The sequence below is a fragment of the Acidimicrobiales bacterium genome, from assembly GCA_041394245.1.
Taxonomy (GTDB): domain Bacteria; phylum Actinomycetota; class Acidimicrobiia; order Acidimicrobiales; family Aldehydirespiratoraceae; genus JAJRXC01.
In genome coordinates this window covers 589,991-606,877 of record JAWKIR010000002.1, presented here as the reverse complement: position 1 = coordinate 606,877, position 16,887 = coordinate 589,991, and the positions used below count along the sequence as shown (strand labels likewise).

Genomic DNA, 16,887 nt, shown 5'->3' with positions numbered 1-16,887 from the left:
CATGAACGCAAGCCAGTACAACCAGAGCATCTCCAGTTGGGACGACTTCCCCGTTCACCAGACGTCGGAGTACATCCGGCACGTGGCGACCAGCGATCGGAACTTCTACGACCGCTACTACTTCAACCTCCACCCCAGCTCCGACGAGTACTTCGCGATCTTCGGCCTCGGCGTCTACCCCAACCTCGGCACGACCGACGCGTTCCTGGCGGTGACCCGCAACGGCGTGCAACGCATCATGCGGGCGTCGAAGCCGCTCGAGGACCGCATGGACATCTCGGTCGGTCCGTTTCGGATCGAGATCATCGAGCCGCTCCACAAACTGCGGGTCGTGGTCGAACCCAACGAGGCCGACATCTCGATGGACATCACGTGGACGGGTAGCCACCCTGCGTTCGAGGAGCCCCGGCAATACATCCGCAGTCGCGGCACCGTCATGTTCGACACCCAGCGCTTCGCCCAGTGCGGCCGCTGGGAGGGACAGATCACCATCGCCGGCGAGGAGATCGCGGTGACACCCGACATCTGCGGCGGGTCCCGCGACCGCAGCTGGGGTGTCCGTCCCGTCGGCGAGAAGCAACCCGACGGCATCCGCCAGTCGATCCACACCATGGCCGGCATGTGGAACTACATGCCGATGGACTTCGGCGACCATTCGATCATCTACATGTGCCACGAGGAGCCGTCCGAGAACCGGCCGCTGGAAGAGGCGATGCGGGTCTGGAAGGACCCGACTCGCGAGCCCGAATGGCTCGGCCATCCGCAGTGGGAGCACGACATGATTCCGGGCACTCGCCTCCTGAGCGGCAGTCGGATCACGTTCCCCGACGCCCCCGAGGGTCCGATCACCGTCGACTGCAAGCCGCTGCTCACCAACTTCATCTCGATCGGCACCGGCTACGGGATGGACGAGGACTGGCGCCACGGCATGTGGCAGGGCGAGGAGGAGGTCGTCCAGGCGCTCGAGTACCAGGTCGACGAGATCAGGCCACTCGCCCAGTACGGCGTGGTCGACTCGGTCGGCGAGTTCACCTACGACGGCAAGACGGGCTACGGCCTCTACGAACACGGCTTCTTCGGCCCGTTCGAGAAGATGAACCTCCACGATCAGGGCGACGTCCACCCCTAGTACCTCCGCCCTCCTCGCCTCCACCCCTACGCGCTGCGTCGGTCCTACGCTGGCGCGCACATGGCTCCCCTGCCGCCGCCACCGCCGCCCCCACCGCGACTGCCACCGCCGGCCCCGCCGGGGCCCTCCGGGTCGATCCACCGAGCGACCTACGACCACGAGGTGTCGCGCTGGGGCATCGGCGACGCCCTGCTGTCCATGGCGCTGTTCTTCACCGTCTCCATCGCCATCGGATTCGTCGCCTATTTCGCGATCGACGGCACGGTCATCACCGGGTTCTGGCTGCCGGCGGTCGTCGCCGTCCCGCCCCTGATCCAGCTCGGACATGTCACCTGGATCGCGCGGGCACGAGGGGCCGGGCTGTCGCGCGACCTCGGACTGCAGGTGAAATTCGGCGACGTCGCCGTCGGCGCGGCACTCTGCGTCGCTGGACTCATCCTCGCGGGCATCACCGCCAGCCTCATCTTCGAACTCTTCGACCAGGAGCCGACGGCGTCCGCAGCCGAACTCGTGGAGGACAGCGAAGGCGGCAACGGCCTCACGATCTGGATCTACGTCTTCGCCTTCCTCGCAGCGACGCTCATCCCCCTGGTGGAGGAGCTCGTCTACCGCGGCCTGTGGTGGAGCGCCCTCGAGAAGCGGGGAATGCACCCGGTGGTCATCCTCGTGTTGACCAGCGGCATCTTCGCGCTCGTGCATCTCGAGCCGGTCCGGACACCTGTCCTCTTCATGCTCGGCCTCGCCATCGGACTCGGCCGGCTCGTCACCGGACGGATCGGGGCCTCGATCGCCGCCCACATGTACGTCAACGCGATCGGGATGATCTTCCTGCTCATCGACCTTTCCTGACATCTTCGTGGCCGGACCACCATCGACCATCAGAGGACTGTTACCTTTCACCCCACGTCGTCTGCAGCGGCGGGAGAGCGATGTGCGAACCCTCGGGCTCGGGCATCCGCCGAAGGAGCAACCTCCCCGGGAACCTCTCAGGCACCCCGACCGCCACTGCGTGGGCGTCTCGGGAGAGTGATGCCGGCCGCGAGGTCGGGCATCCGCCGAAGGGGAAAGCGAAGATCGGGCGACCGGCCGACGTGAAGCTCTCAGGCCTCCGGACCGAGCGGGGAAACCTCGCTCGCGACCCCGGAGTTCCCCGTGACACTCAGCTCGAATGCCAGTGACCGACCGACGCTCGTCGAACTCGAGGGCCGCGACGCCTTCGTCGGCCGCCACATCGGACCCACCCTTCGCGACCGCGAGGCCATGCTCTCGGTCCTCGGGGTCGACTCCGTCGAGGAACTGGTGCAACAGACCGTGCCGGCCGACATCTTGATGACCACCCCGATCCAGCTCCCCGACCCGGTCGGACAGCAGGCCGCCCAGGACGAACTGCGGGCCATCGCATCCGCCAACCGGCCCCTGACCTCGCTGATCGGGATGGGCTACCACGACACGATCACGCCCCCCGTGATTCGTCGCAACATCATGGAGAACCCGGGCTGGTACACCGCCTACACCCCCTACCAGCCCGAGATCTCACAGGGCCGGCTCGAGGCCCTGCTGAACTTCCAGACCATGGTCGCGGAACTGAGCGGCATGGACATGGCCAATGCGTCGCTCCTCGACGAGGGAACCGCCGCTGCGGAGGCGATGACGATGCTGCATCGTCTCAGCCGCGGCGCCGCCGGCGACCGCTTCCTCATCGACCCGGAATGCCATCCCCAGACGATCGCCGTCGTCGAGACCCGGGCCGAGCCCATCGGCCTCGAGACCGTGATCGCCGATCCGCGGCACGCCGACCTCGACGGCGTCTACGCCGTCCTCGTGCAGTACCCCGGCACCACCGGGGCGATCCCCGACCTCGCGGCGATCGTCGAGCGCTGCAAGGCGGCCGACACCCTCGTCGCCGTCGCCGCCGACCCGCTCGCACTCACGGTCCTCACCCCACCCGGCGAGCTCGGTGCCGACGTCGTGCTCGGCTCGACGCAACGCTTCGGCGTGCCGATGGGCTTCGGCGGTCCCCACGCGGCCTACTTCGCAGTCCGCGAAAGCCACCAGCGTTCGTTGCCGGGCCGACTCGTCGGTGTCTCGGTCGACACCGCCGGCCGCCCGGCGCTGCGCCTCGCGCTGCAGACCCGCGAACAACACATCCGCAGGGAGAAGGCGACCTCCAACATCTGTACCTCGCAGGTGCTGCTCGCGGTGATGGCGTCGATGTATGCACTGCACCACGGACCCGTCGGTCTGCGCCGGATCGCCCGCCGGGTCAACCGTCTCGCAGCAGTGCTCGCCCAAGGCCTCCGCGAAGGCGGCGTCGAGGTCGTCCACGACCGGTTCTTCGACACCGTGTGCGCCCGCGTGCCCGGTCGGGCCGACAAGGTCATGGCGATCGCCCTCGCCGAGGGCATCAATCTCCGCCGGATCGATGCCGACACGGTCGCCGCATCGCTCGACGAGACAACCGGTCGCGAGGTGGTCGAGACCGTCTGGCGTGCGTTCGGCGTCGACGCCGACCTCGACCGGCTCGACGCGACCGTCGACGACCCCCGGCCGGCCGAGCTGCGCCGTACGTCGCCGGCGCTGTCGCATCCGATCTTCTCCGCCTATCGCAGCGAGACCGAGCTGGTGCGCTACATGCGCAAGCTCGTGAATCGCGACATCGCCCTCGATCGGTCGATGATCCCGCTCGGGAGCTGCACCATGAAGCTCAACGCGGCGACCGAGATGGAGCCGATCAGCTGGCCGGAGTTCGCGAAGATCCACCCGTTCGCGCCGGTCGACCAGACGGTCGGCTACCAGCGGATGATCGACCAGCTCGAACGCTGGCTGGTCGAGATCACCGGCTACGCAGCCGTGTCGCTCCAGCCGAACTCGGGGGCCCAGGGCGAGCTGGCCGGCCTGCTCGCCATCCGGGCCTACCACCGATCGCGCGGCGACCACGAGCGCGACGTGTGTCTCATCCCGTCGTCGGCCCATGGCACCAACGCCGCCAGCGCCGTCATGGCGGGCATGAAGGTCGTCGTCGTCGAGTGCGACAGCCTCGGCAACGTCGACCTCGCGCATCTCGACAAGCTGGTGAGCGAGCACCGGGACCGGCTCTCGACGCTCATGGTCACCTACCCGTCGACCCACGGCGTGTTCGAGGTCGAGATCCGCCGGATCTGCGAGATGGTCCACGATGCCGGTGGCCAGGTGTATCTCGACGGCGCCAACCTCAACGCCATGGTCGGCCTCGCCCAGCCGGGCAAGTTCGGCGCCGATGTGAGCCACCTCAACCTCCACAAGACGTTCTGCATCCCGCACGGCGGCGGCGGGCCGGGAGTGGGACCGATCGGTGTGGGTGCCCACCTCGTGCCGTTCCTCCCCAACCATCCGCTGAACCCCGTCGCCGGTCCGCCCACCGGGGCCGGCCCGATCGCGGCGGCACCGTGGGGGTCGGCCGGCATCCTCGCGATTCCCTGGATGTACATCCGGATGATGGGCGGCGCCGGTCTCCGGGAGGCGACCGAGATGGCGATCCTCAACGCCAACTACATCGCCACCCGGCTGCGCGACCATTACCCCGTCCTCTACACGGGCGCGAGCGGCCGGGTCGCCCACGAGTGCATCCTCGACACCCGCGTGCTCAAGGCAGAGGCCGGCATCGAGGTCGACGACATCGCGAAGCGGCTGATCGACTTCGGGTTCCACGCGCCGACGATGTCGTTCCCGGTCGCCGGCACCCTGATGGTCGAGCCGACCGAGTCGGAGGGCATCGAGGAGCTCGATCGGTTCTGCGACGCCATGATCGCGATCCATGCCGAGGCCAAGCAGGTCGAGGCCGGCCACTGGCCCGCCGACGACAACCCACTCGTCAACGCTCCCCATCCCGCAGCGGAAGCGACCGCCGACGAGTGGCCCCATCCCTACACCCGCGAACAGGCCGTCTACCCCGACGACTTCGCCCGCGAGAACAAGTACTGGCCGCCCGTCAGTCGTATCGACGGCGTCCAGGGCGACCGCCACCTCGTCTGCAGCTGCCCCCCCATCGAGGACCTCGCCACCCCACCCGCAAATTAAGGCGGGTTGACCCCCGAAACGGTGGTCGACCCGCCCTGATTTCGGGGTGAGGAGGGTGCGGGCGTAGGTTTTCGGCCATGGCTGAAACCCACGATCTTCTCGTCGAGCGCGACGGACACATCCTGATCCTGACCATGAACCGACCCGAGCGTTTCAACGCGCTGTCGGGCGCCATGCTGATCCGCATGTACGACGCGTACGAGGAGGCGTCGAACGACCCCGACATCCGCTGCATCGTCGTGACCGGCGCCGGCGGCAACTTCTGCGCCGGCGCCGACCTGCGGGCGATGGCGGGCGATGCCAAGGACGGTGACCCGATGGACACCGCAGCGCGCATGGCGGAGGACCCCGACATCGTCTACAAAGCGCTGTTCCGCCACTACCGCCCGACGAAGCCGATCGTCGCCGCAGTCGAGGGAGTCGCCATCGCCGGCGGCACCGAACTGCTCCAGGCGATGGAGATCCGCGTCGCCGGCGAGAGCGCCCGGTTCGGCGTGAGCGAAGCTCGCTGGTCGCTCTATCCGATGGGAGGTTCGGCCGTGCGCCTCCCCCGCCAGATCCCCTACACCCAGGCCGCCGAGATCCTGCTGACCGGCAAGCACCTGCTCGCCCCCGAGGCGAAGGACATCGGTCTGATCGGCCATGTCGTCCCCGACGGATCCGCGCTCGAAAAGGCGATGGAACTGGCCAACGTGGTCGCCGAGAACGGCCCGCTCGCGACCGCAGCCATCACCCGCACACTCCACGAGTGCGACGGCATGGAACTCGACGATGCGCTGCGTCACGAATGGGAATACGGCCAGGCCGTCTTCGCCAGCAACGACGCCAAGGAAGGCCCGAAAGCCTTTGCCGAGAAGCGCACCCCGAAGTTCACCGGCACCTGACTTCTGCGGTACGGTAAAACCGGAACGCGTTCTACTTTTCTTCACCTACAGGAGCACCCATGGAGTTCGGCCTCTTCTTCAACGGCTACCTGCCGGGCCCGGCAGCGCACGATCCCGAATCCGAGCACCTCATGCTCATGCGTGAGGCGGAGTACGCGATCCACGCCGACAAGTTCAACTGGAAGTACACCTGGTTCGGCGAGCACCACGCCCTGACCGAGTACAGCCACATGTCGGCGCCCTACCCGTTCATGGGCTACGTCGCCGCGAAGACCGAACGCATCCATGTCGGCTCGGCCATCACCTCGTTCCCGACAACGAAGGAACACCCGGTCCGGATCGCCGAGCGCGCCGCGATGATGGATCACCTGTCGGAGGGCCGCTTCGAGTTCGGCACCGGCCGCGGCGCCGGCAGCCACGAGGTCGCCACCTTCGGCGGCACGGAGCTCTCCGTCACCAAGTCGATGTGGGACGAGGTCGCCCACGAGATCCCCCGCATGTGGGAACAGAAGGACTACTCCTACGAGGGCGAGCACTTCTCGGTGCCGAAGCCCCACAACATCCTCCCGAAGCCCTACGGCAAGGGCCACCCCCCGATGTGGGTCGCCTGCGGCAACCCCGCCACCTTCGCGAAGGCCGGCGGCCACGGCATCGGGGCGATCGCGTTCAACTTCGAGCCGATCCACAATCTCAAGGGCCGTGTCGAGGCCTACAAGGAAGCGGCCGAGAACGTCACCGACCAGATCGGGCAGTTCCAGAACAACAACGTCATGATGACCAACGCGGTCATCTGCCTCGAGGACCGCGAAGAGGCCCGGGCCATGGCGAAGCGCAACCTGCGCGGCTATCGCGTCACCATGGTGAACCTCTACCACGACTCGATGCCCCAGAGCCCCGACGCCATCGTCTGGCCGCACCCCACCAACAAGTTCGAGCTCGACGACGACACCCTCGACTACGCGATCCGCGAGGGCTACATGCTCTGCGGCAACCCCGAGGAGGTCTGCGAGCAGGTGCAGGCCTACGAGAAGGTCGGTTGTGACCAGGTCGCGTTCGGCACGCCCGACGAGGGCTACACCCATGAGCAGACCATCGAGATGATCGAGGTCTTCGGCAAGTACGTGATCCCCGAGTTCGACAAGGACCCCGTCCACTCGACGACCCGTCAGCGCGAGGCGGCCGAGCGGCGATTCCCGATGTTCAACGGCCCGGTCGATCCGATCGTCGACATGGCCGAGCCGCCGGCGTTCCCGATCTCGATCTGAGGGGCGTCTGATGGTCAAGGTCGGAATCCAGATCCAACCCCAGGGCACGTCGGTCGCCGAGATGCGCACGGCGTGGCAGGCAGCCGACCGGATGGGCGCCGACTCCATCTGGATCTGGGACCACTTCTACCCGCTCTTCGGCGACCCCGACGCCACACACTTCGAGGCGTGGACGCTGCTGTCCACGATGGCCGCCGACACCTCCAACGCGATGCTCGGCACGCTCGTCACGGGCAACAGCTACCGCAATCCCGAACTCCTGGCCGACATGGCCCGCACGCTCGACCATGTGAGCGAGGGACGGATGTACCTGGCCGTCGGCGCCGGATGGTTCGAACGCGACTACACGGAATACGGCTATGAGTTCGGCACGGTGGGCTCGCGCCTGCGCCAGCTCGAGACGGATCTCGGTCGCATGAAGGACCGGCTCGGCAAGCTCAATCCGCCGCCCGTCGGGTCGCTGCCGATCCTGATCGGCGGATCCGGCGAGAAGGTCACTCTGCGACTCGTCGCCGAGCACGCCCAGGCCTGGAACACCTTCGGGCCGCCCGAGAACCTGGAGCGGCTCAACGGTGTGCTCGACGATTGGTGTGCCAAGGTCGGGCGCGACCCGTCCGAGATCGAACGCACGGTCGCCGTCCAGGGCGACGACGTGCACGACATCGGCCGCTACGTCGACGCCGGCGCGGATCACGTCATCGTGATGATGTCGTCGCCCTTCGACCTCGCCCCGCTCCAGTCCCTGATCGACCAGCGAGACGCCTGACCGTCCACCCCGGCCACCGGAGCCCACCCCCAACCAAATTAAGGTGATTCGACCCGAGAAACCCGGGCGAACTCGCCTTGATTTGACGGGGTTGGGGTCAATCGGCCCGTGGGGGGCGGATGGCCTCGGGGCTCCACAGGGTGTCGAAACCGATGCCGCTGAGCCACGTCTCGACGAGCTTGTCGTTCTCGACCCGGAACGCCTGGACCCAGTCCCACTGCTGGCCGTTGAACGTCCACGATCCGATCGCCACCACATGGTCGTCTTCGGCGATCAGGCGGTAGCGCCCGTCGGCGATCTCGGCGTCGACCATCGCCACGTTGAGGAAGTCGCGGTACTCCTCGGCGGTGATGGTCCGCGTGCCACCGGCTTCGTGACGCGTGTAGATCGGCCCGACACACTCCGGCACCAGATCGAAGTTCTTCTGGAACCACATGTCGTCGTACCAGCGGGCCAGCGCGGCCTTGGAGGCTTCGGTGCTGCTCACTTCGGCCCCTCGACTGCGACGTCGAAGCGATCCACATAGAAGCGCAACTCGTCGGCGAGCGAGGCCGGGTCGACGCCGAAGTCCTCCTCGATGTGGTACGTCACGCTCCCATGGACGCCGCGAGGGTGATCCGCCATGTAGGCGTGCATCCCCGCTTCCGTCGTTGCGTCCCAGGGGTGTTCGGCGAGTTCGTAGATGCGGCGGACCATCCCGATGTCGTCGGCCATGAACTCGTGGAACTTCACGTCGATCGACTGATCGGCGGGCAGGAGGTCCCGTTGGTCGGCCATGGCGTGCAGCATGAGCCCCATCCGGTCGATCCAGTAGCGGCCGACGTCGGCCAGCTTCTCGGGATCACGACTCATGCGTGACGTGTAGGTGAGCATCGTCGCCATCGACTTGGCGACCGCCACCGGATCGCGGTGTGTGCAGACGACGGTGGCGTCGGGGAACACCGTGATCAGCTCGTTGAGGCGTTCGACGTGCTGCGGCGACTTGAGGAGCCAGCGATCCGCCTCGCGTTCGGTGCCGCGACCCAGGAAGGTCATCACCTTCAGCATCGTCTTCATGTATTCGTAGAACGGGGTCTGGTCGCTGGCCAGGTACCAGTCTCTCCAGGTCGGCATCACGGCCATCGTCTCGGGTGACATGCCGCCGTACGGGATCGTCAGCAACGCGATCTCCTCGTGGACGTGCTCGGGATACATGTCGTGCATCCGCTTGAAGTACGGCAACGCGCCGTTCAGCCCGGCCAGGCGCTCGACGCAGCGCTGGTAGCGCGGATCCGCGGTGAAGTCGGTGCCGTGCTGCACGCCCTGCTCGGCGAGTGGCGGCACCGGTTCGAGACTTTCCCAATACGGCATCGTCCGGAACGAGCGATCGCTCGACATCAGGTTGTGCAGGTGCGTCGTGCCCGTACGGCCCTGGCCGGCGATGACGACAGGCCGGACGATCTCGATGTCGAGGATCTCGGGGTGGCGGCGAAGCAGGTCGGCAACGAGCAGCTTCTGCTTGGCGCATTCGACGAGCGTGGCGTGGTTCGACAACTGTCCGAGGGTCGAGAGTTCACCCTCACCGATCATCGCCGGTGCCAGCACCGACAGCGGGGCCTCGTGGAGGTCGTCGCCGAAGTCGTCGAGACCGGTCTCGGCGCAGGCCTGGCCGAGGATTGCATCGGGCGACCAGTCGAGGGCCTCGGCCATCGGGGCGACCATGTCGAAGGCCGCGGCGATCTCCGCCGGGAATACCGGCGCGACGAGGTCCTCGATGCGTTCCGGTACGGGTCGGTTCATCGTCTACTCCGGAAGATCGAACTCGCCGACCAGGACCGACGCGGTCCCGAGCGGGGTCTTCGGCCCGGCCATGAAGTGCTCGTAGTACCGACGGAACCGACCCTGGAGATCGCTGTCGATCTGTTCCTGCGAGTAGTCGAGCGTGTGGAAGGTGGAGACACCGAGTTCGGCGCCGGCCTCCTTCGACGCGTCGGCGTCGGCCACCGCCCACACGACACCGATCAGACCCTCGCCCCGCTCGTCGAGGATCGACTCGACGAAGCTCCCCTGCCCTGCGATCGGCGAGATCAGCTCGATCCCGGCATCCCAGCTGAAGCTCATGCGGACCCCGAACGCCGCCGCCTCCTCGTCGTTGCCCGGGTGGAATGTGCAACCGAGGAGCTTTTCGTAGAACTCCCGTCCGGCCTCGAGGTCGCGTACCGCCATCACCACCCGGTTGACGCCTCGTTGACGGGTCACGTTCTCGCTCATTCGCTCCTCCTCGGGAACAGTTGCTTTCCGTCGGATTCCACTCGGATCCGACGCAGATACATGGTGGCGATACGCCACGAGCCGTCGTCGCCACGGCGATACGTCTCCTCGTACCATCCGGTCCCCCACATGTGACCCAGCCCCGACTCGGGGGGCCAGAACAGGTGGTCCTCCATCGACCAGACGCCGCTGGCCGAGTCGCCGTCGACATCGATCTCGGACATGTGCCCGTGGTGGATCGTGATGACGGGCTCGAGCATGACGCGAAGACCGTCGATGAATCCGTCGCGACCGACGACAGGATTCGGATCTCCGGTGTCGTCGGGTGTACGGATCTCGACCTCCTCGACGAAGACGTCGCGCCAGTCGTCCCAACGCTTCTGGTCCATCAACCGGAAGTAGCGGGCCTTCAACTGCCGGATCGCCTCGATGTCGGCGAGGGTGTCGGGGTTCGAAGCCATGACCCCCGAAGGTAGTGCGATACTCGCGTTGCGCTGAAAACCCGCGACGCGGAGAGGCCGAGAATGACAGACGCCGACACCTACCGCCTGAGTGATCGCTACGCCAAGGACGACGGAACCGTCTTCATGACGGGGATCCAGGCGCTGGCACGGCTCCCGATCGAACAGCTCCGAATCGATCGTCGGGCCGGCTTGCGCACCGCTGCCTTCGCAGCCGGCTATCCCGGGTCGCCGCTCGGCGGACTCGACGGGGCCTTCGAGCGAGCCGTTCGCGAGGCACCCGACCTCCCGATCACGCTTCGTCCCTCCGTCAACGAGGAGTACGCAGCAACTGCCGTCATGGGCAGCCAGCTCGCCGCAGCCCGTCCCGATGCCCGCTACGACGGTGTCGTCGGCCTCTGGTACGGAAAGGCGCCCGGCGTCGACCGCGCCGCCGACGCGTTGCGTCACGCGGTGTTCGCAGGCGCGGACCCGCACGGGGGCGCGGTCGCGATCGTCGGCGACGACCCCGCGGCGAAGTCCTCCACCATTCCCTCCACATCCGCCGGTGTCCTCGCGTCGATGCACATCCCGGTGCTCTATCCCGGTGATCCGGGCGAAGCCCTCGACCTCGGCCGCCATGCGATCGCGTTGAGCCGGGCCAGCGGACTGTGGGTCAGCCTGAAGATCGTTGCCGACGTGGCCGACGGATCGGGAACGGTTGCGCTCGATTCCGAACGGGTCTCCCCGGTGATCCCGACCGTCGATGGCGCGCCCTACGACCATCGCCCGAACGGTCTTCTGCTCACCCCCCGCTCGCTCGACATCGAGCGCGAGATCGTCGAGGTTCGGGCACCGTTGGCCCTCGAATACGCAGCCGCCAATCGACTCAACCATGTGACGATCGATCCGCCTGACGCGTGGATCGGCATCATCGCGTCGGGCATCACCTATCGCGAGCTCCGCGAGGCCCTGCGTCGCGTCGGGCTCGAGTCCGACCGCGAGATCGCCGCAGCCGGCATCCGGCTCCTGAAGCTCGGGATGCCGTTGCCGTTCAACGCGTCGACGATCCGATCCTTCGCTCGCGGTGTCGAACGGATCCTCGTGGTCGAGGAGAAGACCCCCAACGTCGAGTCGCTGGTGAAGGACGCCCTCTACAACGCCAGCCATCATCCGACGGTCGTTGGCCGTACCGACGAGTTCGAGGAGCCGCTCGTCCCGGCCGCCGGCGCGCTCCACGCCGACGAACTCATCGCCGTGCTGCGCACGACGCTCGCGGAACGTGTCGGCGAGCGGCTCCGACCCGAGACCCGCGAACGCGAGCGGATACCGCTGAGCGTGGCCCGCACGCCGTACTTCTGCTCCGGTTGTCCCCACAACCGCAGCACGGTCGTCGAAGAGGGGACGCTCGTCGGCGCCGGCATCGGTTGCCACACGATGATCCTTCTGGGCGACGAGCCCCGCTACGGCGACATCGCCGGCCTCACCTGCATGGGCAACGAAGGCACCCAGTGGATCGGCATGGCGCCATTCGTCGAGACGCCGCACATGGTGCAGAACCTGGGCGACGGCACCTTCTTCCACTCCGGGCAGCTCGCCGTCACCGCCGCGATCGCGGCCGAGGCGAACATCACCTACAAGCTGCTGTGGAACGGGGCGGTCGCCATGACGGGAGGGCAGGACCCCACCGGCGGCATCGGGCTCGACAGGGTGTGCGCCCAACTGCTGGCGCAGGGGGTGCGCCGGGTGATCGTCACCAGCGAGGACCCGGGTCGAGCGCGGGCGCTGCGCCTTCCCCCCGAGGTCGACGTGTGGGATCGCGATCGGCTGGCCGAGGCCCAGAGAACCCTGGCTGCGATCCCCGGCGTGACCGTGCTGATCCACGACCAGCGTTGCGCGGCCGAAGCGCGGCGCGATCGGAAGCGTGGACTGGTCGAGACCCCACCGACCCGCGTGGTGATCAACCATCGGGTGTGCGAGGGGTGCGGCGACTGCGCCCGCGTGTCGAACTGTCTCTCCGTGCAGCCGATCGAGACCGACTTCGGACGCAAGACCACCATCGAGCAGCACAGCTGCAATCTGGACCTGTCGTGCCTCGAGGGCGACTGTCCTGCGTTCGTGTCCATCACCCGCCCCCCGTCGCGCTGGTGGCGGCGGGCGCGTCCGGAGGATGCGCGCACCAACGTCGCTGCGGCGCCGGCCGACCTGCCCGCCCCGGTTCCCCACGACGCAGACGACGTCAGCGTCCACATCACCGGCATCGGTGGAACCGGCGTCGTCACCGCGTCGCAGCTGCTCGGCACGGCGGCGATGTTCGACGGCGCCGAGGTGCACGGGCTCGACCAGATCGGTCTGTCGCAAAAGGCCGGTCCGGTGGTGTCCGACGTTCGCATCACTCACGGCCGCCAGCCCGGGAGCAGCCGGGTGGGGGCCGGGCAGGCCGACCTGCTCCTGGCCTTCGACCTGCTCGTCGCATCGTCCTGGACCGGCCTCGAGGCCGCCGATCCGGACCGGACCTCCGTCGTCGGCTCCCTCGAGCTCACCCCGCCGGGCGCCAAGACCGCACATCCCGAGACCGAGATGCCGACCAAGGATCTCCTCCTCCACCGCATCGCCGAAGGCACGCGAGAGGGCCAGCGGCACTGGGCCGACGCCTCCGAGATCTGCGCCGATCTCATCGGCGACACCGTCGGCGCGAACGTTTTCGTGATCGGGATGGCCGTCCAGGCCGGCCTGCTCCCGGTCCGGCCCGAATCGATCGAGCGGGCGATCGAGCTCAATGCCGTGGCCGTCGAGGTCAATCGCGAGGCCTTCCGCTGGGGCCGCTGGCAGGTCGCCGACCCAACGAAGGTCGACGCCGCTCGTGGGTCCCGTGTGGGCGCAACTGCGGCGAACCCGCTGCCGGCCGGACTCGACGACCGCGCCCGGGAGATCGCGGACGGCGACGAGGCGATGTGCAGCGAGATCAGGCGGTTCACCGGCGAGTTGATCGCCTTCCAGAACACCCGTCTGGCGAGCAGGTACCTCGACGAGCTCGAGATGCTCCGACGGTCGACCGGGTCGAGCGCCCTCGTGGCCGCCACGGCTGCAGGACTGTTCAAGCTGATGGCGTACAAGGACGAATACGAGGTTGCCCGGCTCATGCTCGACGCCGACGGGCAACGCGAGGTCGCCGCCGTCGCCCGACGTGGCGACAGGGTCGCGTGGCGCCTCCATCCGCCGACACTGCGCGCTCTCGGCCGATCGTCGAAGCTCTCGGTGAGCACTCGATGGCGGCCGGCCATCGGCCTCCTGGTGAAGGGCAAGCGGCTCAGGGGTACGGTGCTCGACCCATTCGGGCGGGCCGAGGTCCGCAGGGTCGAGCGGGCGCTGCCATCGGAGTATCTGTCAGCCATCCACACCGCCCTCGGAGCGGCACCGGCGGCGGACGCGATCGACCGTGCGATCGCGATCGCCGAGGCCGCGGAGCTCGTCCGGGGGTACGAAGGCGTCAAGCTCGCCAACGTCGAGCGATTCCGGGCGGCGCTGGCAGACCTCGCGTCAACGTGACCCGGCGCCTACGCTGACATGATGCGTTCAGTTCCCAACGTCGCCCAGCTCGACGACGATCTCGCCGCCATCCACCAGCAGACGCTGGACTTCGTGGCCCGCGAGGTCGTTCCCCACGGTGACGCATGGGAAGCGGCCGGCCACGTGCCCCGTGAGGTGCTGAAGAAGATGGGCGGGCTCGGCATGTTCGGCCTACGGGTGCCCGAGGAGCTCGGTGGTCTCGGTCTCGGTCCGCTGGCTTCGCTGACCTTCGCAGAAGCGCTCGGATCATCGACCTACGCCGGATTCGACGTCACGGTGCTCGTCCACACCGACATGGCGCTGCCCCATCTGATCAATTCCGGCTCGCCCGAGCAGCTCGCCCGCTATCTCCCTGGTGTTCTCGCCGGCGAACGGATCCTGTCGATCGGTGTCACCGAACCCGATGCCGGCTCCGACGTCGCCGGCATTCGTACGCGGGCCGAGAAGGACGGCGACGGCTGGCGGATCAACGGGTCGAAACTCTTCATCACCAATGCCGTGCACGGCGACATGACGATCGTCGCGGCCCGCACGCAGCCGGAGGATCGCTACGGCATCTCGATGTTCCTCGTGGAGAAGGGAACCGAGGGGTTCTCGGTCGCCAAAGCGCTCGACAAGACCGGGTGGCGATGCTCCGACACCGCCGAACTCCACCTCGACGACGTGTGGGTCGGCGACGACCAGCTGCTCGGTACCGTCCATCGCGGCTTCTACGAGACGATGAAGAACTTCCAGAACGAACGACTCGTCCTCGTGGGCATGGGAGTCGGTGCCGCACAGCGGGCCATCGACATCACGGTCGACTACACGAAGGAACGCGCAGCATTCGGCGGCCATCTCTTCGACCTCGGCGCAATCCGTCAGCGCCTGGCGATGCTCCAGGCACAGGTCGATGCCGCACGAGCCTCGATGTACCACTGCGCCTGGTTGGCCGAGCAGGGTCACGATCCGGTGCGCGAGACTTCCGGGCTCAAGGCCTGGGCGTGCGAGATGATCAACGCCGTGATGTACGACTGTGTCCAGTTCCACGGCGGCATGGGCTACATGCGCGAGACCACGGTCGAGCGAATGAGCCGCGACGCCCGCATCCTCCCGATCGGCGGCGGCGCCACCGAAGTCATGCTCGAAGAGGTCGCCAAGCGCATGGGGAACGGCTGACATGCTTCCTGCACGCCTGCGCTCGCTGCTGTTCGCTCCCGCCGTCCGGCCCGATCTCGTGGCCAAGATGCCGGCCACCGGCGCCGACCTGATCGCCATCGACCTCGAGGACGCAACCCCGGTCAACGCGAAGGACTCCGCACGCGCCGAGCTCCCTCGGCTGCTGCGCAGTGTGGGGAGCGCCGTCGCCGTCTCGGTGCGGGTCAACGACCCGTCCACCCCGTGGTTCGTCGACGACATCGTTGCGCTTCCCGACGGATTGGCCGCAATCGTCGTGCCGAAGGTCGAGACCATCGCCGGCCTCGACCAGGTCCGTGCCGCGCTGGCCGCAGCCGGACGCTCCGATCTCGCGGTCATCGCCGGCATCGAGACGGCCCTCGGCGTGGCCGACGCCCGCCTCACGCTCGCCCATCCGTCGGTCGGCGCGGCCTACTTCGGCGCCGAGGACTTCATCGCCGACATGGGCGGTGTCCGCACCTCGTCGAACGATGAAGTGCGCTTCGCCCGCAGCAAGGTCGCCCTTGCGGCCCGTCTGGCCGAGATCCCCGCCCTCGACCAGGTCGTCGCCGATTTCCGCGACGACGAACGCTGCCGGCTCGAGTGCGAGCAGGCCCGGGCGATGGGTTACGCCGGCAAGCTCTGTATCCATCCCAGCCAGGTCGGTGTCGCGAACGACGTCTTCACACCCTCGACCGACGACGTGGATCGGGCCCGTCGCCTCATCGCCGCCTACGAGGCAGCATCGGCCGAAGGCGTGGCCGCAATCGACTTCGAGGGGCAGATGGTCGATGAGCCGGTCGCGCGCCAGGCCCACCGGCTACTCGCTCTGGCCGACGACTGAACCCCCGCGGACTCGAAGCGTCAGGGTCGTCGCAACATCAGCGCATTGCGTACTGCCCGACAGACGAGAGTGTCCTCCTGGTTGAAGGCCCGGTGTTCGAACGTCACGATTCCCTGGGTGGGGCGCGACGACGACGCTCGGGCGGCGAGTACCTCGGTCTCGACCCGGATCGTGTCGCCGTGGAACAGCGGTGCCGGGAAGTCGACCTTGTCGAACCCCAGGTTGGCGACCGTGGTGCCGAGCGTCGTCTCGTGCACCGAGATCCCGACCACGACACCCAGCGTGAGCAGGGAGTTCACCAGCGGTCGACCGAATTCGGTCTCTTTCGCGGCGTAGTCGAAATCGAGATGGAGCCATGCCGGATTCATCGTCATCGTCGAAAACGCCACATTGTCGGATTCGGTGATCGTGCGCCGCAACGCATGCTGGATCACCAGGCCGGGCGTCAACTCCTCGAACCACCGGCCGCTCACCGGCCGCCCGCTCGCATCCGTCCGCTCGTCGCTTTCGATCATGCCCGCATCCTCG

Annotated in this window: 14 protein-coding genes and 1 riboswitch; of the genes, 9 read left to right on the top strand and 5 right to left on the bottom strand. The window is 67.6% G+C overall.

The window, feature by feature from the left end; genetic code table 11:
• The first annotated feature begins 1 nt into the window (after position 1).
• From R2707_03015 to R2707_02990, 6 genes are all read left to right on the top strand, one after another.
• The gene (locus R2707_03015; protein MEZ5244041.1) at positions 2 to 1,129 is read left to right on the top strand and encodes a hypothetical protein; all 1,128 of its coding nucleotides are present in this window, start codon (positions 2 to 4) and stop codon (positions 1,127 to 1,129) included.
• Positions 1,130 to 1,189: 60 nt separating this feature from the next.
• Positions 1,190 to 1,978, top strand: a complete 789-nt coding sequence (locus tag R2707_03010; GenBank protein ID MEZ5244040.1) for a type II CAAX endopeptidase family protein — start codon at positions 1,190 to 1,192, stop codon at positions 1,976 to 1,978.
• 60 nt (positions 1,979 to 2,038) lie between these two features.
• A riboswitch (glycine riboswitch) is annotated at positions 2,039 to 2,141 on the top strand.
• Between the two features lie 140 nt (positions 2,142 to 2,281).
• Positions 2,282 to 5,185 (top strand): aminomethyl-transferring glycine dehydrogenase, encoded by a 2,904-nt coding sequence (gene gcvP / locus R2707_03005; protein ID MEZ5244039.1) that lies wholly within the window; start codon positions 2,282 to 2,284, stop codon positions 5,183 to 5,185.
• A gap of 77 nt (positions 5,186 to 5,262) precedes the next feature.
• Complete coding sequence (locus R2707_03000; protein ID MEZ5244038.1) at positions 5,263 to 6,069, top strand: crotonase/enoyl-CoA hydratase family protein; 807 nt, start codon at positions 5,263 to 5,265, stop codon at positions 6,067 to 6,069.
• A gap of 59 nt (positions 6,070 to 6,128) precedes the next feature.
• The gene (locus R2707_02995; protein MEZ5244037.1) at positions 6,129 to 7,334 is read left to right on the top strand and encodes an LLM class flavin-dependent oxidoreductase; all 1,206 of its coding nucleotides are present in this window, start codon (positions 6,129 to 6,131) and stop codon (positions 7,332 to 7,334) included.
• Between the two features lie 10 nt (positions 7,335 to 7,344).
• Complete coding sequence (locus R2707_02990) at positions 7,345 to 8,100, top strand: LLM class F420-dependent oxidoreductase (GenBank protein ID MEZ5244036.1); 756 nt, start codon at positions 7,345 to 7,347, stop codon at positions 8,098 to 8,100.
• 97 nt (positions 8,101 to 8,197) lie between these two features.
• Here R2707_02990 and R2707_02985 read toward each other — a convergent pair whose 3' ends face one another.
• From R2707_02985 to R2707_02970, 4 genes are read right to left on the bottom strand one after another with little or no spacing between them, the layout of a single operon-like run.
• Complete coding sequence (locus R2707_02985) at positions 8,198 to 8,587, bottom strand: hypothetical protein (protein ID MEZ5244035.1); 390 nt, start codon at positions 8,585 to 8,587, stop codon at positions 8,198 to 8,200.
• Positions 8,584 to 9,879: a sulfotransferase gene (locus R2707_02980; GenBank protein ID MEZ5244034.1), complete on the bottom strand. Its 1,296-nt coding sequence runs from the start codon at positions 9,877 to 9,879 to the stop codon at positions 8,584 to 8,586. Before R2707_02980 ends, R2707_02985 begins: the two co-directional genes overlap by 4 nt.
• 3 nt (positions 9,880 to 9,882) lie before the next feature.
• The gene (locus tag R2707_02975) at positions 9,883 to 10,350 is read right to left on the bottom strand and encodes a VOC family protein (protein ID MEZ5244033.1); all 468 of its coding nucleotides are present in this window, start codon (positions 10,348 to 10,350) and stop codon (positions 9,883 to 9,885) included.
• Complete coding sequence (locus R2707_02970; protein ID MEZ5244032.1) at positions 10,347 to 10,811, bottom strand: nuclear transport factor 2 family protein; 465 nt, start codon at positions 10,809 to 10,811, stop codon at positions 10,347 to 10,349. The genes R2707_02975 and R2707_02970 overlap by 4 nt, the downstream gene beginning before the upstream one ends.
• A 63-nt stretch (positions 10,812 to 10,874) precedes the next feature.
• On the opposite strand from R2707_02970, the gene R2707_02965 reads away from it, so the two are divergent.
• The 3 genes from R2707_02965 to R2707_02955 are packed head-to-tail and all read left to right on the top strand — an operon-like array spanning position 10,875 to position 16,359.
• A complete protein-coding gene (locus R2707_02965) occupies positions 10,875 to 14,339 on the top strand; it encodes an indolepyruvate ferredoxin oxidoreductase family protein (protein MEZ5244031.1) in 3,465 nt (1,154 codons plus the stop codon).
• A gap of 21 nt (positions 14,340 to 14,360) precedes the next feature.
• Positions 14,361 to 15,518: an acyl-CoA dehydrogenase family protein gene (locus R2707_02960; protein MEZ5244030.1), complete on the top strand. Its 1,158-nt coding sequence runs from the start codon at positions 14,361 to 14,363 to the stop codon at positions 15,516 to 15,518.
• Position 15,519: 1 nt separating this feature from the next.
• Positions 15,520 to 16,359: a CoA ester lyase gene (locus tag R2707_02955; GenBank protein ID MEZ5244029.1), complete on the top strand. Its 840-nt coding sequence runs from the start codon at positions 15,520 to 15,522 to the stop codon at positions 16,357 to 16,359.
• Between the two features lie 20 nt (positions 16,360 to 16,379).
• On the opposite strand, the gene R2707_02950 is transcribed toward R2707_02955, so the two are convergent.
• Entirely contained in the window at positions 16,380 to 16,874 is a 495-nt protein-coding gene (locus R2707_02950) for a MaoC family dehydratase (protein MEZ5244028.1), read from the bottom strand.
• Positions 16,875 to 16,887 lie beyond the last annotated feature (13 nt).